The sequence below is a fragment of the Symplocastrum torsivum genome, from assembly GCF_059505465.1.
Map to the genome: position 1 here is coordinate 72497 of NZ_JCACKQ010000125.1, position 22968 is coordinate 95464.

Below are 22968 nucleotides of genomic sequence, written 5' to 3' on the forward strand. Positions count from 1 at the left end.
TTGTCAGTTGAGAACATTCAACAGACTACGGACAACAAACAAGGAACTAGGCTTAACGGACAACTGACAATTTTGTGTTAGGGACTACAGAACCATACAGGTCATAGATGTCGGCATCAGTAATTTCCACTCCCACAATTGTCCCTAAAGGAGCGTCGCCTTGTACATAGACCAATCCATCTACTTCAGGGGCAAACCGAGCAGATCGACCAATCAATTCGCCTGTTGAGGGATTTTCTTGCTCAATCAGGACATCCACAACCTTGCCTAGGTCACCTTGATTTTTTTTCAGTGAAATGGGCTGTTGATCTGCCATAAGGCCATCTCGACGAGCGTCCATTACGTCTTGCGGCAGTTGGTTTGGCAAGCTGTAAGCGGGTGTTCCTTCTTCTGGAGAAAAGGTAAAAACACCAGCATGATCAAATTCATGGCGTTGGACAAATTGCAGCAGGTGTTCAAAATGCTGATCTGTCTCGCCAGGAAAGCCAACGATGAAGGTTGTGCGTAGCACCGCATCGGGGAGCGCTATTTTGATTCGCTCTATCACCGCGTCATTGACATGCCCCTGCCAGGGGCGGTTCATGGCGCGGAGGATTTCCGGATGGGAGTGCTGTAGGGGCAAATCCAGGTAAGGAAGAACATTGGGTGTTTCCTGAATCGCTTGAATAACATCTGGGGTTAAGCCAGTCGGATAGGCGTAGTGCATCCGAATCCAGGGGATGTCTACTTTACCTAAAGCTCGTAAGAGTTCTGCTAACTTGGGTTTGCCATAAAGGTCTAAACCATAGTTAGTAGTAATTTGGGAAATTAAGATTAATTCCTGAACGCCTTGGGCTGCCAATTGTTCGGCTTCCGCGACGATGGATTCAATTGTCCGCGATCGCTGATTTCCCCGGAGATGGGGAATAATGCAGAACGCACAGCGATAATCACACCCTTCTGCTACTCGTAAATAAGCTACGCCCTCCGAGGTGGTTCGGTAGCGCGGCATTGTCTCATCTGCTATGTAAGTTGGGTTAGCCGAAATCTGCTTAACACGCTTACCCGTTTCTACCCGTTGAAGTACATCAACGATTTTGTTGTAGTCGCCGGTTCCCACCACGGCAACTGCTTCTGGCAACTCATCCAAGAGTTGTTCCTGGAAGTGTTGTGCCATGCAGCCAGTGATGACAATTTTTTTATCAGCTTCTGCTAGTTCTACTAGTGTACGGACAGATTCTGTACGAGCTGCTTCAATGAAACTACAAGTGTTTACAATAACGTAGTCAGCTAGTTCTTCATTCGTATCTACATTATAGCCTGCCTGTACCAGCAGACCCAACATATGTTCAGTATCAATGCGATTTTTTTCGCAGCCCAAGTGAGAGATGGCAATGGTTGGCTTGTTGCCCATGCGGTTATTCGTTGACGACTCATTGAGTGGGGAGCGCTCTAAGAACTAGAGTAAGCATTTTATATTATTAAGCTTTTGGGTTCACCCACACTCCACCAGTCCGGATGTTCCTTATCCTTTCACAAACCCCTGTCTTTATTGTAGATAAAATTTTATTGAGAGATCCAACAGACTTAGACTATTTATGCCATGACCAACCTGACCCCTTAGGGGAGAACATTATAGGTAGGCACAAAGTAGCCGGTGTTTTCAGGTAGATAAGTGAACTTACATCAAATTTTCAAGACACCGAATCCGATTATTGGCGTGGTTCATCTGCTGCCGCTCCCCACATCTCCCCGTTGGGGAGGGAGCCTGAAGGCAGTGATCAACCGGGCAGAGCAAGAAGTAACGGCATTGGCTTCTGGAGGAGTCGATGGCGTAATCGTTGAGAATTTTTTTGACGCACCGTTTACGAAGAATCAGGTCGATCCAGCGGTTGTCAGTGCGATGACGTTGATTGTCCAGCGACTGATGAATTTAGTAACGCTGCCAGTGGGGATCAATGTTTTACGCAATGATGCCCAAAGTGCTTTAGCGATCGCAACCTGCGTCCACGCCCAGTTTATTCGCGTCAATGTCCTCACGGGGATCATGGCAACTGACCAAGGGCTAATTGAGGGACAGGCACATCAGTTACTTCGCTATCGGCGGGAACTCGGCAGTGATGTCAAAATTTTCGCCGATGTTCTCGTGAAGCACGCACGACCCCTAGGCTCCCCTAATCTCACTACGGCGGTGCAAGAAACCATTGAACGCGGCTTAGCCGATGGCGTTATTCTCTCTGGCTGGGCGACAGGTAGCCCTCCTAGCTTAGAAGACTTAGAGCTAGCCTCTGCCGCTGCTAACGGAACACCAGTATTCATTGGTAGTGGGGCAAGCTGGGAGAACATTCCCACCCTGATGCAGGCAGCAGACGGGGTAATTGTATCGAGTTCCCTAAAGCGACGTGGAAAAATCGAGCAACCCATCGACCCAATTCGCGTCAGTCAATTTGTAGAAGCGGTGCGACGGAGTGTTTCTGATCAAGCCGAACCGAAACCCATTTCTTCACTCAAGCTACATTCTTAAGTAAATTAAGCGATGAGCTACGAACAACTAACCACCAACAACTAACCACTAACCACTAACAACTGATTATGAGTCGCCGACGTTCTGCTCCCTGGATTCATCGCTGGTCTCGTCAGCTAATCGGTGCGATCGCTGCCGTAGGTGCCCTATTAACGGCTTATCTAACAATCGTTAAACTCACAGGTGGCACAGCCGCTTGTACCGCTAGTGCGGCGGCATCGGGTGCTTCCGGCTGCAATGATGTTCTTTCTAGTCCCTATGCCACGGTTTTCGGTTTGCCTCTAGCATTGTTTGGCTTCCTGGCATACGCCAGTATGGCAACATTTGCCCTAGCTCCACTGGCAGTGAACGTACAGCAACAGAAAGAACTCCGCTCAAAATTAGAGGATTGGACTTGGCTGCTGCTTTTTGCTGGTGCCACAGCAATGACTATTTTCAGTGGCTACCTAATGTATCTGCTTGCCTTTCAGATCAAAACTGTATGTCTGTACTGCATCGGTTCGGCTTTATTCTCCCTCAGCATGTTAGTGCTGACTTTTATTGGTCGGAGTTGGGAGGATGCTGGTCAATTGTTCTTCGTCGGTATTATTGTTGGGATGGTGACGTTGATTAGCGCCTTAGGTGTCTACGCTAACGTTGGTAAACCGATAGCAACGGCAGCGGAGGGGGCTACTCCAATCCCGATTACCGCTTTGAATGAAACACCCCGACCCGAAATTGGCGGATGGGAAATTACAACGACCTCTGGTGAAGCTGAAATTGCTCTGGCGCGTCATCTGAAACAAGTTGGTGCTAAGGCATTTTTTGCCTACTGGTGTCCGCACTGCTATGAGCAGAAGCAGCTATTTGGGAAAGAGGCACTCAGTGAGCTTAATGCCATTGAATGCGCGGCTGATGGCAAAAACGGGCAACCACAAGTTTGTGCAGAGGCTGGAGTGAAAGGCTTTCCCAGTTGGCAAATTAATGGTGAATTGACTTCTGGGACCAAAACTCTGGAAGAACTTGCTGATTTGACGGGTTATCAAGGACTACGCAACTTCAAGTACACGCTGCCAACCCGTTAACCTTAGCCCAAAGTATAGCAATCAGCAGTCAGCTTTCAGCGGTCAGCTTTGGGTCAAATCAGCTCTAGCTGGGGAACGCTCTTCTCCCGTTAATGACCTAACATTTGTGGCTACTGCCATACCGTAAAAAGCTATACTCGACGCCCATCTTCTAGGCGAGGAAACCAAGGAGGTGCCTAGGAAAGATATTGTTGATGTTGTGATCCGAGCATGGGTCATTAGAAGAGTTACCAATTGATTGAAAAAGTATAGGGGTGAACAATTATTTGATTTGCCCCTATTTGACTATTCAGCTAATTTTTGAGAATTTCTCTACCTGAATAATTACTAGGGCAACGAAACATAACTTATATTCGTTGTCTCACCTCAGTGAGATCTTTTATTTCAGAGACATTGGCAAAAACCGTGCTAAGACCGAAAGAGCAATCTTCACCTCTAAACAGAGTGATCAAGACCAGTTGTGCTATCTGCTGACATGATCAGGTTCTTGAAGAGAAAATATAAGAATATCAAATCAAACTGAGTAGGATGATTTGTTGAACTGCAATCTTGGGATAGTCCTGTAATCAGGCAGATGTTAAAAGCAAGTTTATGGAACCGCTTAAAGCAGTGGTCACAGAAAGATCATAGGTTATTGATAACCTCTGCTGGGGTCACTGCTGCTGTCATTGTCCTCCGCTTGACTAGTATCCTACAAGCCTCGGAGTTTGCCGCCTTAGACCAACTATTTCACCTGCGTCCTCCAGAACGGATTGATGATCGCATTGTCATTGTTGAGATTAACGAGGCAGATCTACAACAGGTAGGACAATGGCCGATTCCTGATCAGGTCATGGCTCAGTTGCTGCAAAAATTAAATAGCTATCAGCCACGCGCTATTGGTCTGGATATCTATCGTGATTTACCAGTTGAACTGGGTCGAGCGGAATTTATCAAAGCGTTTAAAACAATTCCCAATTTAATCGGGATTGAGAAGTTCCAAGACAGCATGAGTCCCGGCGTTCCACCTCCGCCAGTGTCAAATCAACGTAAGCAGGTTGGTTTCAATAATGTTGTAGTTGACCCTGATGGTAAGGTGCGTCGCAGTTTGCTCTATTGGCATATAAAGGGCGAAGATCGTAAAAGTTTTGCCCTTCAGTTGGCTTCAATTTATCTGAAGGCGCAAGGAATTACTCCGCAACCAGCGGAGATTAATCCTAACTATTTGCAATTGGGTCAGAGTGTGTTTCGCCCATTTATGTCTAATGACGGTGGTTATGTGCGGGCAAATGCTAGAGGGTATCAAGTTTTAGCTAATTTCCGTCGTCCTGGTAGTTTCCGCACGGTGTCAATGGTCGATGTCTTGACAGACCGAGTGCCACCGAGTTTGATGCGATCGCGTATTATCCTGATTGGTTCAACAGCACCAAGTCTCCAAGATTTTTTCTACACGCCTTATAGCAGTAGTCTGATTAAGGAAGTTCAGCCGATTTCTGGTGTTGAAGTTCACGCTAGTTTTGTCAGTCAAATCCTGAGTGCAACACTTGATGGACGTCCCTTGATCAGAGTTTTGGGAACTCCCGTCGAATGGTTGTGGATTTTCGCGTGGACGAGTTTAGGTGCTAGTCTGATCTGGAAATTGCGATCGCCTCGACGTGCCTCTTTTGGTCTTCTTCTTGCAGGTGCGACTTTGGCAGGCGGCTGTTATCTAGCGTTTTTAGCGGGTTGGTGGGTGCCGCTTGTCCCTCCACTCTTAGGCTTAGTCGGGTCGGCGGCTGTTGTTACTAGCCATCTTGCCCACCTCAAGGAAGAATTAAAACGCTCTAAAGAATTTTTGCAGACAGTCATCAACAACATCCCTGACCCTGTTTTTGTTAAAGACAAAGACCATCGCTGGATTATTTTGAACCAAGCGTATTGTAAATTTATTGGCTATCCGCTTGAGACATTAATGGAAAAGTCAGACTATGACATTCTTCCTAAACACGAAGCAGAGATATTTTGGAATCAAGATGAACTAGTCTTCCAAACAGGCGAACCCCAAGAAAATGAAGCAGAATTTACAGATTCTTTTGGAACCACTCATTTAATTTCTACAAAGAAATCTCTCCATAAAGATGCGGCTGGTAATCTGTTTTTAGTGGGTGTAATCCGAGATATTACAAAGAGTAAGCGAACAGAACAAGAGTTGAGACAAGCTGCCGCAGAACTAACTCGCTCTAATGTTGAACTCAAACTTTCAGAAGATAGATTGCGTTATCTGGCATATCATGACGCTCTCACAGGGCTTGGAAATCGTAAACGATTCTACGAATGCTTGAGCCAAACATTGGATTGGGCGCGTAGTAATAATAACCAGCTAGTAGCACTGATGTTCCTTGATTTAGATGGCTTTAAGCAGGTTAATGATACCCTAGGGCATGATACTGGTGACCAGTTGCTAAAAGTAGTTGCTCAGCGCCTTATTGGTAGCTTACGCAGTAGTGATGTGGTTTCACGATTGGGTGGTGATGAGTTTACGGTAATTGTGCCGGGAATTCCTCAAGCAGACTATGCTGCTACTGTTGCAGAAAAGATTTTAGAAAGTTTGTCTCAAGTTTTTGTACTGGAAGGGCACAATGTTTTTGTGACTGTCAGTATTGGGATTAGTATCTTTCCCCATGATGGTCAGGGAGAAGAACTCTTGATTAAGAACGCCGATATGGCAATGTATCGTGCTAAGCAACTAGGTCGGAATCAACATCAATTCTCTAATTCGCTTTAGATGAAGCTAGCGTTCAGTTGTCTTGCTCAGTAGGAGTAGTAAGATCAGGTGTTCTTTTTGCGATCTGCGCTGACGCTCGAACTCTCGCTAATGCTAGCCTGCGGCAACGCCAAGGGCGAACGCAAACGCAGCAGCGCTTCGCTATCGCACTCGCCATGAGCGCTTGTCCTTACTGCTTTTCTCAAGAATCATGCATTCTTGCAAGTCTACTACGTTTGACCGCAACTTGGAATAAGCTAATTCCTAACCTCAACTCTTAATTTATGAATTCAGTTTGGCAACAGTTTACTCTGTCGAATTTACATCTGTATCAGTGGCGAGGCGCTAGCTATTTGTATCGGCTGGTGGGACTGCTGCAATCGTGGCATCGGGACAGTTTGCTGATGCAGTACTCTGAGCCGATAGGGGCGTTGTTGGTCGCTTTGGTGTTGGCTTTGGCTCCGTTTGTACCCAATGCTTTGATCGGCGTTCTATTGATTGCAGGAGCAGCGTTTTGGGTGTTGCTGACTTTATCGGATGAAACAGTCTACCCTAAAGGGTTGCCATTGAAGGTAACGCCAATTCATCTACTGGCGTTGCTGTACTGGAGTATTGCGGTAGTGGCAACTGCCCTTTCTCCGGTGAAGATGGCAGCGGCTACGGGGTTGGTGAAGTTAACGCTTTATCTACTGCTATTTGCCCTGATGGCACGGGTGTTGAGAACGCCCCGCATCCGTTCCGGGATTATTACCCTATTCCTCCATGTATCACTAATAGTCAGTGTTTACGGGGTACGGCAGTCATTTTTTGGGGCAAAGGCACTGGCAACCTGGGTTGATCCAGAGTCTCCCTTATCTAAATCGACACGAGTTTATAGCTACTTGGGAAACCCCAACTTACTTGCCTCCTATTTGTTGCCTGCGATCGCGTTATCAATAGTTGCGGTGTTTGCTTGGCGAGGTTGGGTTCCCAAGGCATTGGCACTGACAATGGTGGTGGTCAATTCCTACTGCTTGTTTCGCACGGGTAGCTTGGGCGGCTGGATCGGCTTTGGGGTTCTTTTTGTCACATTGATAATATTACTCTGGTACTGGTGGATCAATTATTTACCTCCCTTCTGGCGCACTTGGTTATTGCCAATTGTGTTCGGGAGTATGGTTGGGTTATTACTCGTAGCCATCCAGCTAGATGAGTCGATACGCCTTCGCGTCTTGCGGCTATTTGTTGGTCGAGGAGATAGTAGTAATAACTTCCGGATGAATGTTTGGGCATCGGTGGTGGAGATGATTCGCGATCGCCCTATTCTCGGTATTGGACCTGGTAACAATGCCTTTAACAAAGTCTATCCCCAGTATATGCGTCCCCGCTTTAGTGCCTTGAGTGCCTATTCCATCTTCTTAGAGGTGCTTGTAGAAACGGGCTTTATTGGCTTTGCCTGTTTCCTGTGGCTGCTTGTTGTGACGTTCAATCAGGGAGTCCAGCAATTGCGTCGTATGCGGGCACTGGCTAATCCGGATGGCTTTTGGCTGATTGGTGCGATCGCTGCTATGACTGGGATTCTATCCCACGGTTTTGTGGATACTGTCTGGTACCGACCCGAAATCAATACTCTCTGGTGGTTAATGGTCGCAATTATTGCTAGTTATTACAGCGTTCAACCTTCAGCGAACAATGGTCAGGTGTTTGACTCCTATGTTCCTGCAACGCAGGCGGATAATGAGTTGAATTGACTGTAAGTAAGTTCCCAACCTGGTATAGCAGTCGCCCAGGAAATTAGGACTTGCGCTAAATACTGAAACCAAGACCCGTCAATATGCATCCCTTCTGCCTTTGCTATAGCTGACAGCTACTCACGCTTCATTGCCCGCGCCATATCTCGCTTATCCTGACGCGCCTTGAGGGTTTCGCGCTTGTCATGAAGCTTCTTACCTTTACCCAAACCTAGGCTGATTTTCACGAAGCCTCGTTTTAGGTACATCTTCAATGGCACAAGCGTTAAACCCTCTTGTTCCACCTTACCGATGAGCTTGCGGATTTCCTTTCGGTGCAGCAGTAGTCGGCGGTTGCGAAGGGGTTCATGATTAAAATAAGTGCTGCTGCTTTGATACGGAGAGATATGTACATTCAGCAGCCATGCTTCACCATCACGAATCAAGGCAAACCCATCTCGCAGGTTTACCCTGCCCTCCCGAATTGACTTAACCTCTGTGCCCTTTAGCTCAATCCCCGCCTCATAAGTCTCTAAAATTTCATATCGGAAACGGGCTTGCCGATTATCACTAACAATTTTGTAACTATCATCTTTATCACTCATATCAACAATCTTTACGTCTGATTCAGGGACTAGTGATTATAGAAGCATTTCACAGGGCGACGCTTGGGGTGTTACAACCTGTCACACCCTTACCTTTTTGAGGCACTACTCATCAGTTTATCTGCTGTACCCTCCCCTCTTGTTCCCCATGAGCAGGCGACGGGAAAAAGACAGTTACAATTCTTCGGTACTTGAGAGCGACGTTTACTGACTTCGTTGGTGGATTGTAAAGTTTTACAACAAATTTGACATTTACCCTAAAAACGGTAACAATAGATACAGAAAAGAAAAAACGTTCATCTCACTGTATTCGGTAGTTAAGCAAGTCACCAGGAATGACAGCGGGACGGAAGTAAGGAGAGATCCTGAAGGAACGCGCCTCATCAAACTTACGTTACATAACGAGGCGAATACTATGAAACTCTCTTATCGCGGTGTTAGCTACGACTACAACCCCTCCGAAGTTGAAACCACTGAAGGTCAAATTGGCGGTAAATATCGGGGCTTGGACTGGAGATTCCGCAATTTGAAAAAGCCACCTGTGCTGCAACCCACAGTTAACCTCAAGTACCGTGGCGTTTCTTATCACACTGGCGGCAATACAACGACAAATACTGTTGAGCCAACCAAGACTCCTGTTTTGTCTACTCAAGATAAAGCTCGTTCACTAATGCTGAATCACCAACGGACGCACCAAAATCGTCAGCAAGCGATGTTGCATCGTTCTGCCGAGGAAATTGGGTTGGCAACTTACAACGGCTAGTACTGAAATCGAAGCTGGGGTAAAAGTCTATCTAATCCCAGAAGCAACGACATAGTTTAATTGATGAAAACGCCCCTGCGGGGGTATTTTTTTATGCTGTTGCATATTAATGAACGTTTTTCTCCTCTTAGCTTGAACGTGCTAACCTATCCCGTTGATGCTGCATAAACCAGTCGAATAGTGCTGGATTATTGTAGGTCTGTGTCCACGAGTCGTGGTCGGCTTCTGGGTACACCGTAAACTTCACATTGCCGCCGCAAGCTTTCAGTGCCTCGACCATCTCTTGTGACGCACTGATGGGAACGATGCGATCGCGTGCGCCGTGAAGTGACCATACTGGAAGATCTTTTAGATTACAGGTATCACCCCATCTTTGAGGTTCTAACCATGATTGCCTCCCCCCAATCCCGGACATGAAAGTGCGAATTGAAGCTCTCAATCGATTTTACTATCCTGATGTCCTAGTTTCCTGTGACGATCGCGATCGCAAATCTTCAGTTCCAGTACCAGAATGATCGCTTCAGCTTTACCCAAATCAACCTTACAATCGAGTAAGGATGCTATGTAAGGAATTCCACTATGTCCATTGCAACAGTCACAACTAAGGGACAAGTCACCATTCCCAAAGAAATCCGAGATTACCTGAAACTAGAAACGGGTAGCAAAGTCGAATTTCTTATTGATGAAAACGGTGATGTCAAAGTTGTTCCACTAAATGTCCCGCTCGAAGCCTTGTCTGGAGTGTTACATCGTCCTGGTATGAAGACTGCAACCCTAGAGGAGATGGACACGGCGATCGCAGAGGGTGCGCGTGATTGGACTTGATACAAATGTCCTAATTCGCTATCTCACCAGAGACGATCTTGATCAATGGGAACGAGCTTCTCAAATGATTCAGGAAAATCAACCTTGTTTTATTAGCAGTGTTGTTTTATGTGAGGTGGTCTGGGTTCTTAAAGGACGACCTTATCAATTTGGCAAAGATGAGATTATCACAACCTTAGAGATGATGGTGCAAAGTTCTGGCTTTGAATTTGAAGACCGTTCTGTGGTTTACCAAGCCTTACAACGCACCAAGAAGGGACAAGCTGATTTTTCGGACTATCTAATTGGAGCGATCGCTCGACAGATAGGCTGTACTGAAACTGTAACCTTCGATCGAAAGTTGCGGCAAGAGCAAGGATTCCATTGCCTTTGAAATAAAAACGATTATCCAGCAAATCCAGCGACAGTTTGGTGGTTATTACTGTGTTTACAACCTTTTGACAATTATTGGTGGCTACAGTATTAGTGTCCGGGTGCTGCCAGTTTTGTGTGCAAAAATCGAGTATATCGTCACGGTGAAGACAGCATCCCTTTGGGAAAACCGCATGAACTTGGGAATTGGACAAACACTTGGTGGACGCTACAAAATCATTAGCCAACTGGGACAAGGTGGGTTCGGTAAGACTTTTGTTGCCCAAGACCAGCACCTTCCTGACAACCATCAGTGTGTTGTTAAGCAACTAAAGCCTCAATCAACTGACCCATTAACCTTGCAAACGGCAAGGCGTCTATTTGATACAGAAGCAAAAGTCTTGTACCAGTTGGGAAGTCACGATCAAATCCCCCGACTCTTTGCTTACTTTGAAGACAATCAAGAGTTCTATCTGGTACAGGAACTGATTGAAGGGCATGACCTCAGTCAAGAACTCACTCCCTCCTACCAAGGGATGGCAAAGGGAGGTTCACCTTCCTCTGGCGGGACTAAAGGGAGTGGCTGGAGTGAGAAGCAGGTAATTTCCCTGTTACGGGACATCCTGGAAATCCTAGAGTTTGTGCATCAGCAGAATGTTATTCACCGTGATATCAATCCCCGAAACTTGATCAGGCGTAAGCAAGATGGCAAGTTGGTTTTAATCGATTTTGGGGCAGTTAAACAAGTCACTACCCAGGTTATCAAAGGCGGGAAGACAAGCTTCACGATCGCAATTGGCACTCCTGGCTATTGCCCTAGCGAACAAGCTAATGCTTCTCCTAGATTAAGCAGTGATATCTATGCGGTAGGAATGGTTGGCATTCAAGCCCTGACTGGCATAGCGCCTGACCAACTACCTACTAACCCTGATACGAGTGAAATCAGTTGGCATGACTTAGCATCAGTTAGCCCTGAGTTTACTCAAGTGTTAGACAAGATGGTGTGCTATGACTTTCGGCAGCGTTATCAGTCGGCAACATCTGCTTTAAACGCCCTCAAAGATTTGAACACCACCCCTAATAAGACTGTTGCTTTACCACCTGCTTCAGCGCTTGCTGGAAAACGAAAACTCTCAGTTCCTCTACTGCGTAAAGTTTTAATCTCAATCAGTGTTATTGGTCTGGGGGCGATCGCAACCGTATTGGCAGTTAACGTAATAAACTCTACGAATGCCACTGATTTAACTAACCGAGGGGAAACTCTTTTGGAGTTGAAGCGCTACGATGATGCGCTTAAGGCATACAATCGTGCTGTTGAAATTCGACCCGAATACGCAGAAGCTTGGAATGGTCAAGGGGATACACTTTTAGCCTTGAAGCGGTATAAAGATGCCCTTGATGCCTACGATAAAGCGATTCAAATCCAGCCAAATTATTTAGAAGCTTGGGTGAGTCGAGGCAAAGCACTTGATTCCTTGCAGCGATACGAAGAAGCGATCGCCTCGTTTGACGCTGCCCTCAAAATCCAGCCAAAATATCTGGAAGCCTGGGATGGTCGCGGTAATGCACAGATGAAGTTAAAACAATATTCAGAAGCGATCGCATCTTTTGATAAAGCCGTTAAACTCCAATCTGACTACTCTCCCGCTTGGTACAGACGTGGCTTAGCACTACATAGTTTGCGACAGTATCAAGAAGCTGTGGACTCCTATGACAAAGCGATTAAATTTAAGCCTGATTCTCCTCAATCTTGGTATAGCCGAGGCAATGCGTTGATTGTTTTAGAACGTTATCCAGAAGCGGTGGAGTCTTATGATAAAGCTGTTCAATTTCAGCCGAATTTCTACCAGGCTTGGTACAGTCGGGGCAGTGCGCTAGTTAACGTGGGGCAGTATGAAAAAGCGATCGCGTCGTTTGACCAAGCTGTGAAATTTAATCCCAATGATGCCGAAGCTTGGTACAGTCGTGGTTGGTCATTACATCAACTGAATCGCTACGAGGAAGCGATTACTTCTTACAATAAGGCACTTAAATTACGGCGGAATTCTCAGCAAACTTGGTATAACCTGGGCAATGCTTTTTATAACTTGAAGCGCTACCCAGATGCGATCGCTTCTTACAATAGAGCCGTTGAAATTAAACCCGATCACTACGAAGCTTGGTACAGTCGCGGCAACGCTTTAGTCAATTTACAACGATATCCAGAAGCAATTGACTCGTACAACAAAGCCATTCAATACCAGCAAGACTACAGAGAAGCGATCGATGCGCGAAACCAAGCACAAAGTCGGTTAGCATCAACGCAGGAAAAACCAGAAGAAGAAAAAGAACCAGAACAACCTCAAGATTAAAAGAATTTGATTGGTTGATATGATTCAACAATGCTTTTGCTAAGGTTCATGAAACTAGGTATTTTCAGGCAAATCACTTTCCAGATCCGGAAATATGAGAACCGCTATAGTTAAACCAAGACAACCAGGAAGACCAACTCTCGATATATTTTGCTAATTCTGAATACCCTGCTGCTCCTGGATGAGCACCATCATTTTCTGCTACCTCGCTCATCCAAGTAGTTGATGATTTTAGAAGATTGAAAACATTTAAGTAAGGTACATTAACCTGATTGCAAACCAAGGCAAACTGTTCCGATAAGTTAGCACTTCTGCGGTTTTGCTCAACATCTCCAATCGGTAAAGGACTAATCATTAATACCGGATAAAGTTGTTTAGCCGTCGTTAAAATTTTGCGGCAGTTTTCTATGGAATGATGTAATTCAATACGAGTTTTACCTTTTTCAAGAGTCGTATCATTTACACCAAAAGAGAAGACAATTCTACCATTGCATTCTTCAGGCAAACGGCGAGATACTTCCTCAAACCAACGTGCTGCGACGTCTGCACTAGTATTTCGTCGTATACCAAGGTTATAGTAAGTAATATCATGCCCTTGCTTGTGTGCTTCTCGGCAAATTCTCCCTGTCCAACCAAGATACTCAGGGTCACAAGTTCCATTCACAAAAGAGTCACCAACAAAGCACATACGCATAATATAGCGGCTTTCACTACTTAATAGAGTACGATGTCTGGATTTCGTTCATGTTTCATAGTTCAGTAGCCTAAACTCATCTGCTCATGGCAAAGATTTGTTGGGCTTCGAGGGTTAAGTTGATAAACAACCGAGACTCAATTCGATCTTGCCCTCTAAAAATCTTACCGGGCAGATATTCACCGTTCTCCAATTGATAAATTGTAATTGTTGGTTGCTTCGGTGACCCGATAAAACGAATTCCCCCATAGGCGGCATAGTCCACGATTATGTATTCTGAAACTCCCAAATCTTCGTATTCAGCGAGTTTAGTAAGATAGTCATCTTTCCAATTTGTACTGACTACTTCAATGACTCCTGGCGGTGGAACGTAAGCCGCAGCAGAGCTAGAATTCCCTTTCATCCGTTGCCATTCTTGTTTGGCAAAAATCACAATGTCGGCTTTACGGCTTTTTTCCTTTTCGTCTGGTTCTGTCTTAAGTCGAACCTGTTTAGACTGTCTGCAAACTAATGGTAGATTTGCCTCTAAGCAGTGAGCTTCTAGGCAAGTGCAAAGTCGCTCTATCAAATCCTCGTGATTTGCATTTGGTTCAGATAATGGCACGGGAACCCCATCAAGTAACTCAAAGTTCCTGCCTGAACCGTCATCCCAGACTAGAAATTCTTCAAAGGTTAATGGCTTTGTAACTGTTGCGTACATGGCGCTTGATAGATGATGTAAAGGCTTTGATGATGTGTTGACGCATCAATCGCAAAAATGGAAGTTTACTTCGTCTCCATCCAATTTTTCCCTGCATGAACATCTGCAACTAAAGGAACACTTAGCTTGACGGCTGATTCCATTGTGGACTTGATTTTTGGCTGCAATTCTTCCCACTCATCCGGAGGAACTTCAAAGATTAGTTCGTCGTGAACTTGTAATAGCAGACGTGCCTGATAATTCTGCAAGAGTTCGTGCATTTTCACCATTGTAATTTTGATGATGTCAGCACTTGAACCTTGAATTGGAGCGTTAGCGGCGGCACGTAGCAAACCAGCATCATTGGGTCCTAATCCCTTAAATTGGTCGAGGTTAATATCCGTTGGATTGTTACCTCGGTACCTGAGAAGGTCGTGAGATGTGAAGTTGAAGTAGCGACGACGCCCTAGAATGGTTTCAACGTAGCCTTGTGCGATCGCTTCTCGTTGTAGTTGTTGCAAATACGCAAAAACTTTTGGATAACGTTGGTTAAACCGTTCAATAAATGTCTTACCTAGTGCCGCTGATATCCCAGTTTCCCTGGCAAATCGCTGCGCCCCCATTCCATAAATCACACCAAAATTAATCGTTTTACCCAAACGTCGTTCATCTGGCGTTACTATTTCTTTTTCAAACAACAACCGTGCCGTTACTGCATGAATATCTTCATTTTTCTGATACGTTTCAACTAGTATCGGCTCTTGAGTAAGATGTGCTAGGATTCGCAATTCAATTTGAGAATAGTCAGCCCCTACCAATACCCAACCTGATTCTGGGATAAACCCCTTACGAATTTGCCGAGAAAAGGCAGTACGAATTGGAATATTCTGCAAGTTTGGATTAGAAGAAGACAGACGCCCAGTTGATGTAGCTGTCTGGTTAAAATCTGTATGGACTCGCTGGGTATCTGGACGCACCAAGGCAGGTAGCGCATCTACATAGGTAGATTTCAACTTTGAGAGAGTGCGATATTCCAGAATCGCATCGACAACGCGATGGTCACCTTGTAGCTTTTCTAAGGTAGCAGCATCAGTAGAGTAACCTGTTTTGATTTTGCGTGACTTTCTGCGGTCTAATTTTAGCTTTTCAAACAATAGCTCACTCAGTTGTTTAGGAGAGCCTAGGTTGAATTTCTCACCCGCCGCTGTATAAGCTTCAGACTCAAGCCGTTCTAAATCCTTTTCTAGCTGCTCTGAGAGTTGTTTGAGATAGGCAATATCAATATGAATTCCTACATATTCCATCTGAGCTAAAACAGGTTCTAGCGGCTGTTCAACCTCTAGTAATAGCTGATGCAATGCTGGTACTTTCTCCAGTTCCTCACACAGCTTGGAAACTAAGCCAAATGTTGTGTAAACATCCATCCCGCAGTAATCGGCAACGCTTGGGATATCAATATCCGCAATTGTTTTTCCTTTAGGAACTAAATCGGTGTAACTTTTAGCCGTTATTCCCAAATACTTCGCAGCCAATTCACTGAGGTTATGGCTGTTCTCTGGATTGATTACATAACTCGCCAGCATCGTATCAAAAACGACTCCCGCCAGCTTAATTCCCTGACAGCGCAACACTAAGCGGTCAAATTTGGCATTTTGCAAAGCCTTAGGATAGTCAGCACTCTCTAGAATTGGGCGCAACGCTTCTAGAACACTGTTTTTATCTAAATTCTTGCCATCTTTATGACCAACAGGGATGTAAGCAACCTCTACGTCAGAACGCTGAAGTTCATTGTTGCCTTTTTTCTTGGCACTTTTTCGTTCCCCAGTGGAGTTCTTGGTGATGGCAAAGCAGCAGCCAATCCCAACTAACTCCGCGTCCCGTGGTTCCAAATCGCTAGTTTCCGTGTCCCAAGCAACGGGGGTTGCCGAGTCAGTACACTGTTGTAGCTGAGCAACTAACTCCGCAAGTTTTTCAGGTGTATCGATAATACTCGGTTGAAGTGCTGCCTGATGAGATGCTTGTTGTTGAGCGGCTTCGGTATCTGCTGCACTAAAGAACCAGAGCGCGGGGTCGTTTGAATCCGGTGAGGTGAAGGTAAATTCCTCTTCTACAGACTCGACTTGTGAAGGCGTGATATCTTTCGTCTCTACTGGAGTTTCGCTATGTTCAGATGCTCTACCACCAAAGGTCTGCTGAAGTTGGTCAATTTTCCCTAAAAATGACTTTAACTCCAACTCTTCTAAAAGCGGTTTCAAAACCTCAGTATCAAATCCTTCCAACTTCCCGTCTTCTAGCTTCATATCCACAGGGGCATCAAATGCTAGTTGAGCCAGGTATTTGGAATGCTCTGCTTCTTGTTTCCCTGTTTCTAGCTTTGTCTTAACAGCACCTTTAATCTTGTCTAGAGAAGCATAAATTCCTTCAAGGGTGCCATACTCCTTAAGTAAGGTAACGGCGGTTTTTTCCCCAATTCCCCTGACACCAGGAATGTTGTCAGATTTATCACCACATAAGGCTTTGTAATCGACAACCTGTTCGGGTAAGATGCCAAGTTTCTCTTCAACCTGTTCGGGTCCAAATTCGGCGGGTCCGGTGGAACGACCACGCTGCTTCAAAAAGTCAGTGCTTAGATAGAGAACACTGATTTCCTTTTTGGGGTCAACGAGCTGAAATAAATCGCGATCGCCTGTTAATATCTTGACTCGATATCCTGTCTCACTCGCTTGCCGCGCCAACGTCGCCAAAACGTCATCCGCCTCATATCCAGGAGACGTTACCACTGGCAGATTAAACGCTTCCAGCAGCTTCTGAAGGTTTTTCAAATCTGGAACAAAATCTTCCGGTGTCCCTGGTCGGTCGGCTTTGTAGGTATCATCCGCTTCATGGCGAAATGTCGGCAAACTCAAATCAAACGCAACTGCCATCGCTTGGGGTTGCTCTGACCCCATCACCTCTACAAGGGACTTGAGAAAGCCAAAACAAACGCTTGTTGGAATTCCCGTTGTCGTTCGCAGTCCTCCATCTCGCCCTTTAGCAAAGGCAAAGTAAGAGCGAAAGGCTAACGAATGACCGTCAACCAGGATAAATAGAGGTTGTTCCGATGAGGAGGCGGAAACAGGGGGGTTAGAGGCAGGAGTGGATTGAGACATAGCCTCATTTTAGCCAGTTCGCTTGGGTAGAGGGCGATCGCTTTCTTAAAGAATCACCAGCCAATAGCATAAAGGTTAACAAAAGTTACACCAGCATTATGAAAACAGCGATTTCAATCCCTGACCCTCTCTTTGAGGCGGCTGAGCAATTTGCAAAACGTGTGGGATTATCTCGTAGTGAGCTTTATGCTGTAGCACTCCGAGAATATTTGCAAGCCCATAAACAAGACCAACTCACCAAGCAGTTAGATGCTGTATATGCTGACGAAGACAGCAGTCTTGAGCTGTTCTTTGTACAGCTACAAAGCCATACGTTATCCAAGGAAACTTGGTGATGAATGCGATCGCTTACCGGGAGGTTTCCAGAAAGCTACCACGAAAACCACTCTTCTTTCTTCCTGATTCTCAAGACAGGCACCATGAGACGAAAGTTCTCCGCAGGAGTAGGAATGAAAATTTTTCTTACTCCTTCTGCCTTATTCTCAAGACAGTGCCGTTCACTTTAAGGTTCAAGAGAAATTGAACTGCCTGAGCAGGGGGGGTTTTGAAGACGAACCGAACAAGTGTAGTTAATCGACTTATCCGCAAACAAAGCCTTGAGGTTTCCTTTGAACCAGAAGGGGGCGTTGGTTGTCTCGTTGCCAGTCTCCGCAGCAGATGCGCCTTGGGGAAGTTTATTAACTTTGATTTGAAAAGTCTCCGCGTCAACCCAGGTAAAGCGGCTTAAGTCGAATTCATGCTGACCAAACTCTAAAGCTCTTCCGTCTGCCGTTTCCAGATCGATCGCATAGAACCAAGCTGCGCCATCCGTGTAACCCTTCATGACGAGATAGCGATCGCTTTGTGACCACTGCATCCAGTCTTCATCTGCACCGTATTTGCCAACCGTCGTTTCTTTGGCTTCACCAGCAACGCGATCAAGTAAGAAGAACTTCCAGCACAAGCCGTTCGTCTCGCCATCGCACCCTCTAAGGAGATTGAAGTTGCCGGAGGGAGAAGGTGGTGAAACGAGCAGCCGCTTGGCATAATTTACAGGTCCAGTTGAATCATAGGTTACTGCAATTTTTTCTAGCAGCACCTTTCCCTTAAAGGAGAGTTTCCCATCCTTACTAAACTCAAGTCCATCAGCCGCTTCCCCCGGATAAAGTGTTACCCACCCTTGTGCGTTGGGTTTCGAGGGTGCGTCAACCTCTTTCGTCGGGCTAACCTTAGTCTGAGTTATTGAGGACGGTTCTTCCCCAGCTTGTCCCGAACTGGTTAGAGAACTAGAACAGGCGGTTGCCGTTAAACCTAGAAGCACAACAGTAAGTAGCTGGATAAATTTAAACATCACTGGAAGCCTCAGCTAGGAGCTTAATTATGATTCCTACTCTTCTATCTGAGAATATTCCGGATATTATTACTGTCTGCATCGTTTAGGACGGGCTTTTCGGCCATCCCACAAGATTTTTAGCAACAACACTAGTGCTTGTATAGATGGGGAGCAGGTTATCAATTTGCGGTTTTTGGTTAATTTCCCCTATTCAGATCTTGCACCAGCCCACTCACCGGCTGTGGAATCAATTCCATGGCTAATAGCACAAGTCCTCTCAAGAGGACTAAACACCTCTACTGACGGGATTTCATTCCACTTAAGTGGACTTGAGCTATTAGCCCGGAGTTTGAACTCCGGGCTGTTTAGCGGGTTGGTGCAAGATCTCAGCCTAGATACTTTAGTCTTCTTTTTTCCTGTTCCAGCAGCAATCAAATTGATGAAGCGTCTTACCGAGAAATTTTCGTCACATCTCAATCTGCCTGCAATAGCCAAAAGCCGCTGTAAGTCATCCCTGAATCATCAGGCTGCACTAACAAAAAGTGTAAGCCCTTACTTTCCTCTTTCCGCTGTTGATAGCGTTGGGCGGCGGCAATAACTTCTGTATCCTCAAACGTAGCAACTACCCATCGCTCAACCAGTCCCGCTTCTAATATCAATCCATCTGGCGCACCAGCCATATAATTTAGGGCAACGGGTTTTGCCTCCTGAAGCCAACGAGCAAGCCGCATCGACTGCCGTCCACCATCAATCACCACACCTGGCACTGGTGCTGTTGATGCCAAGCCAAGATTAATCGGTAAGAGAAACTCTGGCATCTGCAAAATCGGAATCGGACGTTCGGCAAAGGCTTCCTCAATGTTGCCAGCAGGGAGTGTGGCAAATCGCCATTGTTCTCCCCAAAGATTTTCGGGTAGAGGTACGGGTGGCGGCTTGTCTAGGGTAATGGGATTATATGCTTCGCCTGTGTAATTATCGTTTTTGGGGTACTGCGAGGCTCGTTCCTGCAACCATTGCTTTAATGCAGGAGTACGTCGTGTTGCTTCCACCGCTACACCCATTTGTTGCCCTGCTGAGGTAAGTAAACTCAGAGATTGAGGTCGAAATACTTGAATAACATCTGGCAGTTGAGTCGTACTCGCTGCTTTTTGTAACTGAGAAACTAGCCAGTCGCTATTAACCGATGACTGAGGGCAAAAGGCTTCATAAGTCAAGCCGCGTGTGGTGTCACAAATCAACAACTCCCACAGCACTTGCCCGGTTGCATCCCGCAGCGGACGCCGATACAAATCAGCTTGCCAAACACGCATAGTTCTCTAGGTTCACCTGATATTCATTGTAGAAAGCATCGACGCAGGGCATTCACTTGCAGCAGAGTTCAACTAACAACCAACAACCAAAAACTAACAACCAACCCAAGGAACTCGAAGATTTGCGCTTAAATTAATAAAGTACAGTCGAACAACAGGGTATAATTTCAACCCAGTTCGCTGCAAGGCAAGTAAACCCTCACATATCAGTATTGCAACTAAAGCCTATGGAGCCTGCTCTGACTCAATTCGGCACCCAGATGTCCAACCTCACTGGTGTCCGGGCAATTATGAAAGATATTATCGAAACGCTACGCGCCGGACAAGGGCAGGAATTTATAAATTTGAGTGCTGGCAATCCAGTAATTTTGCCAGAAGTGGAACAACTCTGGCGGGATTGCACCGCAGATTTGTTGGCTAGTCCAGAGTATGGTGAGGTCGTTTGCCGTTATGGGTCGAGTCAAGGATATCAACCATTGGTGGAGGCGATCGCAAAAGACTTTAACCAGCGCTATGGACTAAACTTAAGCGATCGCAACATCCTGATTACCCCTGGCAGTCAGTCGATTTACTTCTACGCAGCTAATTCCTTTGGTGGTTATACAACTGACGGACAGTTAAAACAAATTGTCCTACCCCTAAGTCCAGACTATACAGGCTACGGTGGAGTCAGCTTAACGCCTGAAGCTGTATTTGCCTATAAGCCTGCACTAGAAATTAACGAGAAAGCTCACCGCTTTAAGTACCGTCCTGACTTTAGCCAGCTAACGATTACAGAAGATACTGGCTGCGTCATCTTCTCACGTCCTTGTAATCCGACGGGCAACGTCCTCACTGATGAAGAGGTGAAGAAAATTGCCGCCCTTGCTGTCCCCCTAGAGGTGCCAGTATTGATTGACTCAGCTTATGCACCGCCCTTCCCCGCGTTGAACTTCACGGAAATGGCACCTGTGTTTGGGGAAAATATCTTGCACTGTATGAGCCTTTCCAAAGCAGGTTTACCAGGGGAACGGATTGGTATTGCGATTGGGGAACCGGAACTGGTTGGAGTTTTGGAGTCATTCCAAACCAATATGTGTATTCATTCTCCCCGATATGGACAAGCGATCGCGGCACGGGCAATCAACTCTGGCGCACTTGCCAACCTGGCGACAAGCGTCATTCGCCCTCACTACCAGAAAAAGTTTGATGTCGTAGAAGACACCCTCGACCAAGCCATGCCCAAGGATATGCCGTGGTTCTTGCATCGTGGGGAAGGAGCAATCTTTGCTTGGTTGTGGTTACGGGATTTACCGATTACTGACTGGGAGTTTTACCAGGAGTTGAAGCAGGTAGGTGTAATTGTTGTGCCGGGTAGCTCATTCTTTCCCGGTTTACGAGAAGAATGGTCTCACAAGCACCAGTGTCTCCGCATCAGCCTCACTGCAAGTGATGAAGAGATCGAAATTGGGATGAAGCGCTTGGCACAGGTAGCACAGCAAGTCTATCAGCGTTCAACTGTGGTTGTTTAGTCGGTGGCGCGGTTGATTGTTTGAGGTTCATGGTTGATAGCTATGAACCTTGAACCACCTCATCAAATCATCTAAGTATTCGTAAAAGAAGTTGATATGGCATGATTGCCTCCCCAAACTCCCAACCCCTGACTCCCCAGGAATACCTGGAATGGGAAGAACAACAACCGATTAAATACGAATATATTAACGGCGAAGTCTTCGCCATGACTGGGGGAACACTCCCCCACAATTCGATTGCCCTTAATTTAGCCTCCGCTCTCAAAACTCACCTACGGGGCAAAGGCTGTAAAGTTTTCATGGCAGATGCAAAAGTCGGCGTATCAGAGAAAGGGTCTTATCACTATCCTGATGTGATAGTAACTTGCGATCGCCGTGACCAAACTGCCCGTCAAGTTATTTACTATCCTTGTCTAATTGCCGAAGTTCTCTCCCCTGGTACTGAAGGATACGACCGAGGTGATAAATTCAAGTACTACCGCCGTATCAAAACCCTGAAAGAATACGTGCTCATTGATGCCGAAACGATGAGTGTCGAGTGCTACCGACTCAATGAGCGAGGCAAATGGGAACTCACTGCCTACTCAATTGAGGAAGCTACCACACAAGAAGCAGAACTAGAAGTCGAGTTCCCCAGCGTTGACTTTTGCTGTCCCATCTCCCTGCTTTATGAAGATGTTGAATTTCTGCAAACTTAGGAATCCCATAAGCTTACAGCAAATGGTAGCTCAAATCTGGTCACCTATCGAACCCTAAAGCTTAATACAATCTGCTCGAAGGCTTGTATTGATGGGTCAGATGGATCAATGTAGCCTCTACTCAAGTGGATAACACTACGACCATCTGGAGTTGCGAGCACAATATTATCAAATCCGTATAGCCCATCAGACTTATAGGCGAGTGCTTCTTGTCCGGCAACAGTGGCAGTACGACTATTGTTAGTACCTATGCTAAGGCGATCTCTCCACTGTGAAAGCGAAAGTTGCTCAGCATTACTATGAACAGAAATACTGATGTTGGGAGGGTATTCACCACCTTCAAAGCTCTGTGATTTGATTGCTTGATAATCTGCATCCTTCCAAATGTTTATCGTTCCTTGCAAGGATTCACCGGGTTTAGGTTGTAAATTTTCCTGGCTGCTATCGACAACGTAACCATTGGGATATCTAAACCCCAACTTAAATCTGGCACTGCGATAGACATTTCGCGCCTGGGGGGTTTGTCTTCTAGCGGCGGGATTAGGCGAGGATGTGCTTTGAGCGATTGATATTGGTGCAGCAGCCTCAGGTAGGTTCACCTTCTGAGTAGATATAGCAGGATTGATAGAAGTGCAACCGATTGCCAGCAAAGCCATCAATCCAATGGGGAAAATGTGTTTCATGGAATTGACCAGATTAGTGTTGAAAACGTAGTGGTAAAA

Annotated in this window: 20 protein-coding genes and 1 riboswitch; of the genes, 11 read left to right on the top strand and 9 right to left on the bottom strand. The window is 45.9% G+C overall.

Going from position 1 to position 22968, the window contains the following annotated elements; translation table 11 throughout:
• Window positions 1-52: 52 nt before the first annotated feature.
• Window positions 53-1393: a 30S ribosomal protein S12 methylthiotransferase RimO gene (rimO, locus tag AC5JL3_RS30860; protein WP_496078080.1), complete on the bottom strand. Its 1341-nt coding sequence runs from the start codon at window positions 1391-1393 to the stop codon at window positions 53-55.
• Between the two features lie 261 nt (window positions 1394-1654).
• Between rimO and btpA the strand changes: the two genes are divergently transcribed.
• The 4 genes from btpA to AC5JL3_RS30880 all read left to right on the top strand — a co-directional run bounded on the left by btpA (window position 1655) and on the right by AC5JL3_RS30880 (window position 8019).
• Entirely contained in the window at window positions 1655-2503 is an 849-nt protein-coding gene (gene btpA / locus AC5JL3_RS30865; RefSeq protein ID WP_192220116.1) for a photosystem I biogenesis protein BtpA, read from the top strand.
• A gap of 68 nt (window positions 2504-2571) precedes the next feature.
• Window positions 2572-3567, top strand: coding sequence for a vitamin K epoxide reductase family protein (locus AC5JL3_RS30870; RefSeq protein ID WP_496078081.1), 996 nt, complete (start codon window positions 2572-2574; stop codon window positions 3565-3567).
• A gap of 574 nt (window positions 3568-4141) precedes the next feature.
• Window positions 4142-6310 (top strand): CHASE2 domain-containing protein, encoded by a 2169-nt coding sequence (locus tag AC5JL3_RS30875; protein WP_496078082.1) that lies wholly within the window; start codon window positions 4142-4144, stop codon window positions 6308-6310.
• Window positions 6311-6573: 263 nt separating this feature from the next.
• A complete protein-coding gene (locus AC5JL3_RS30880) occupies window positions 6574-8019 on the top strand; it encodes an IctB family putative bicarbonate transporter (protein WP_496078083.1) in 1446 nt (481 codons plus the stop codon).
• A 116-nt stretch (window positions 8020-8135) separates the two neighbouring features.
• Here AC5JL3_RS30880 and smpB read toward each other — a convergent pair whose 3' ends face one another.
• The gene (smpB, locus tag AC5JL3_RS30885; protein ID WP_496078084.1) at window positions 8136-8603 is read right to left on the bottom strand and encodes an SsrA-binding protein SmpB; all 468 of its coding nucleotides are present in this window, start codon (window positions 8601-8603) and stop codon (window positions 8136-8138) included.
• 291 nt (window positions 8604-8894) lie between these two features.
• Window positions 8895-8983: riboswitch (Glutamine riboswitch) on the top strand.
• Window positions 8984-9018: 35 nt separating this feature from the next.
• Here smpB and AC5JL3_RS30890 point away from each other — a divergent pair.
• Complete coding sequence (locus AC5JL3_RS30890; protein ID WP_496078085.1) at window positions 9019-9366, top strand: DUF4278 domain-containing protein; 348 nt, start codon at window positions 9019-9021, stop codon at window positions 9364-9366.
• A gap of 127 nt (window positions 9367-9493) precedes the next feature.
• Here the strand turns inward: AC5JL3_RS30890 and AC5JL3_RS30895 are convergent, their stop codons facing one another.
• Window positions 9494-9781 (bottom strand): carboxylesterase family protein, encoded by a 288-nt coding sequence (locus tag AC5JL3_RS30895; RefSeq protein WP_496078086.1) that lies wholly within the window; start codon window positions 9779-9781, stop codon window positions 9494-9496.
• A gap of 164 nt (window positions 9782-9945) precedes the next feature.
• Between AC5JL3_RS30895 and AC5JL3_RS30900 the strand changes: the two genes are divergently transcribed.
• The 3 genes from AC5JL3_RS30900 to AC5JL3_RS30910 all read left to right on the top strand — a co-directional run bounded on the left by AC5JL3_RS30900 (window position 9946) and on the right by AC5JL3_RS30910 (window position 12893).
• Window positions 9946-10191 carry an AbrB/MazE/SpoVT family DNA-binding domain-containing protein gene (locus AC5JL3_RS30900; protein WP_496078087.1) on the top strand — a complete coding sequence of 82 codons (246 nt, stop codon included), beginning with the start codon at window positions 9946-9948 and terminating at the stop codon, window positions 10189-10191.
• Window positions 10178-10564 (top strand): type II toxin-antitoxin system VapC family toxin, encoded by a 387-nt coding sequence (locus AC5JL3_RS30905; RefSeq protein ID WP_496078088.1) that lies wholly within the window; start codon window positions 10178-10180, stop codon window positions 10562-10564. The genes AC5JL3_RS30900 and AC5JL3_RS30905 overlap by 14 nt, the downstream gene beginning before the upstream one ends.
• Before the next feature lie 64 nt (window positions 10565-10628).
• Complete coding sequence (locus AC5JL3_RS30910) at window positions 10629-12893, top strand: tetratricopeptide repeat protein (RefSeq protein ID WP_496078089.1); 2265 nt, start codon at window positions 10629-10631, stop codon at window positions 12891-12893.
• Window positions 12894-12966: 73 nt separating this feature from the next.
• On the opposite strand, the gene AC5JL3_RS30915 is transcribed toward AC5JL3_RS30910, so the two are convergent.
• The 3 genes from AC5JL3_RS30915 to polA all read right to left on the bottom strand — a co-directional run bounded on the left by AC5JL3_RS30915 (window position 12967) and on the right by polA (window position 17415).
• A complete protein-coding gene (locus AC5JL3_RS30915) occupies window positions 12967-13587 on the bottom strand; it encodes a GDSL-type esterase/lipase family protein (protein ID WP_496078090.1) in 621 nt (206 codons plus the stop codon).
• 76 nt (window positions 13588-13663) lie between these two features.
• Entirely contained in the window at window positions 13664-14287 is a 624-nt protein-coding gene (locus tag AC5JL3_RS30920; RefSeq protein ID WP_496078091.1) for a Uma2 family endonuclease, read from the bottom strand.
• Between the two features lie 65 nt (window positions 14288-14352).
• A complete protein-coding gene (gene polA / locus AC5JL3_RS30925) occupies window positions 14353-17415 on the bottom strand; it encodes a DNA polymerase I (RefSeq protein ID WP_496078092.1) in 3063 nt (1020 codons plus the stop codon).
• 98 nt (window positions 17416-17513) lie between these two features.
• Here polA and AC5JL3_RS30930 point away from each other — a divergent pair, with 98 nt between their 5' ends.
• Window positions 17514-17750 carry a CopG family ribbon-helix-helix protein gene (locus tag AC5JL3_RS30930; RefSeq protein WP_496078093.1) on the top strand — a complete coding sequence of 79 codons (237 nt, stop codon included), beginning with the start codon at window positions 17514-17516 and terminating at the stop codon, window positions 17748-17750.
• 167 nt (window positions 17751-17917) lie between these two features.
• On the opposite strand, the gene AC5JL3_RS30935 is transcribed toward AC5JL3_RS30930, so the two are convergent.
• A complete protein-coding gene (locus AC5JL3_RS30935) occupies window positions 17918-18745 on the bottom strand; it encodes a hypothetical protein (protein WP_496078094.1) in 828 nt (275 codons plus the stop codon).
• Window positions 18746-19200: 455 nt separating this feature from the next.
• Entirely contained in the window at window positions 19201-20037 is an 837-nt protein-coding gene (locus AC5JL3_RS30940) for a Tab2/Atab2 family RNA-binding protein (RefSeq protein WP_496078095.1), read from the bottom strand.
• 227 nt (window positions 20038-20264) lie between these two features.
• Here AC5JL3_RS30940 and AC5JL3_RS30945 point away from each other — a divergent pair, with 227 nt between their 5' ends.
• Window positions 20265-21548: a valine--pyruvate transaminase gene (locus tag AC5JL3_RS30945; RefSeq protein WP_496078096.1), complete on the top strand. Its 1284-nt coding sequence runs from the start codon at window positions 20265-20267 to the stop codon at window positions 21546-21548.
• A 101-nt stretch (window positions 21549-21649) separates the two neighbouring features.
• A complete protein-coding gene (locus AC5JL3_RS30950; RefSeq protein WP_496078097.1) occupies window positions 21650-22246 on the top strand; it encodes a Uma2 family endonuclease in 597 nt (198 codons plus the stop codon).
• 44 nt (window positions 22247-22290) lie between these two features.
• Here AC5JL3_RS30950 and AC5JL3_RS30955 read toward each other — a convergent pair whose 3' ends face one another.
• Entirely contained in the window at window positions 22291-22929 is a 639-nt protein-coding gene (locus tag AC5JL3_RS30955) for a hypothetical protein (protein WP_496078098.1), read from the bottom strand.
• Between the last annotated feature and the right edge of the window lie 39 nt (window positions 22930-22968).

Excerpts from the sequence above, each read along its gene's own strand:
- rimO (WP_496078080.1), bottom strand. The coding sequence starts at position 1,393 with ATGGGCAACAAGCCAACCATTGCCATCTCTCACTTGGGCTGCGAAAAA.
- AC5JL3_RS30870 (WP_496078081.1), top strand. The coding sequence starts at position 2,572 with ATGAGTCGCCGACGTTCTGCTCCCTGGATTCATCGCTGGTCTCGTCAG.
- AC5JL3_RS30875 (WP_496078082.1), top strand. The coding sequence starts at position 4,142 with ATGTTAAAAGCAAGTTTATGGAACCGCTTAAAGCAGTGGTCACAGAAA.
- AC5JL3_RS30880 (WP_496078083.1), top strand. The coding sequence starts at position 6,574 with ATGAATTCAGTTTGGCAACAGTTTACTCTGTCGAATTTACATCTGTAT.
- smpB (WP_496078084.1), bottom strand. The coding sequence starts at position 8,603 with ATGAGTGATAAAGATGATAGTTACAAAATTGTTAGTGATAATCGGCAA.
- AC5JL3_RS30890 (WP_496078085.1), top strand. The coding sequence starts at position 9,019 with ATGAAACTCTCTTATCGCGGTGTTAGCTACGACTACAACCCCTCCGAA.
- AC5JL3_RS30895 (WP_496078086.1), bottom strand. The coding sequence starts at position 9,781 with ATGTCCGGGATTGGGGGGAGGCAATCATGGTTAGAACCTCAAAGATGG.
- AC5JL3_RS30900 (WP_496078087.1), top strand. The coding sequence starts at position 9,946 with ATGTCCATTGCAACAGTCACAACTAAGGGACAAGTCACCATTCCCAAA.
- AC5JL3_RS30915 (WP_496078090.1), bottom strand. The coding sequence starts at position 13,587 with ATGCGTATGTGCTTTGTTGGTGACTCTTTTGTGAATGGAACTTGTGAC.
- AC5JL3_RS30920 (WP_496078091.1), bottom strand. The coding sequence starts at position 14,287 with ATGTACGCAACAGTTACAAAGCCATTAACCTTTGAAGAATTTCTAGTC.
- polA (WP_496078092.1), bottom strand. The coding sequence starts at position 17,415 with ATGTCTCAATCCACTCCTGCCTCTAACCCCCCTGTTTCCGCCTCCTCA.
- AC5JL3_RS30930 (WP_496078093.1), top strand. The coding sequence starts at position 17,514 with ATGAAAACAGCGATTTCAATCCCTGACCCTCTCTTTGAGGCGGCTGAG.
- AC5JL3_RS30935 (WP_496078094.1), bottom strand. The coding sequence starts at position 18,745 with ATGTTTAAATTTATCCAGCTACTTACTGTTGTGCTTCTAGGTTTAACG.
- AC5JL3_RS30940 (WP_496078095.1), bottom strand. The coding sequence starts at position 20,037 with ATGCGTGTTTGGCAAGCTGATTTGTATCGGCGTCCGCTGCGGGATGCA.
- AC5JL3_RS30945 (WP_496078096.1), top strand. The coding sequence starts at position 20,265 with ATGGAGCCTGCTCTGACTCAATTCGGCACCCAGATGTCCAACCTCACT.
- AC5JL3_RS30950 (WP_496078097.1), top strand. The coding sequence starts at position 21,650 with ATGATTGCCTCCCCAAACTCCCAACCCCTGACTCCCCAGGAATACCTG.
- AC5JL3_RS30955 (WP_496078098.1), bottom strand. The coding sequence starts at position 22,929 with ATGAAACACATTTTCCCCATTGGATTGATGGCTTTGCTGGCAATCGGT.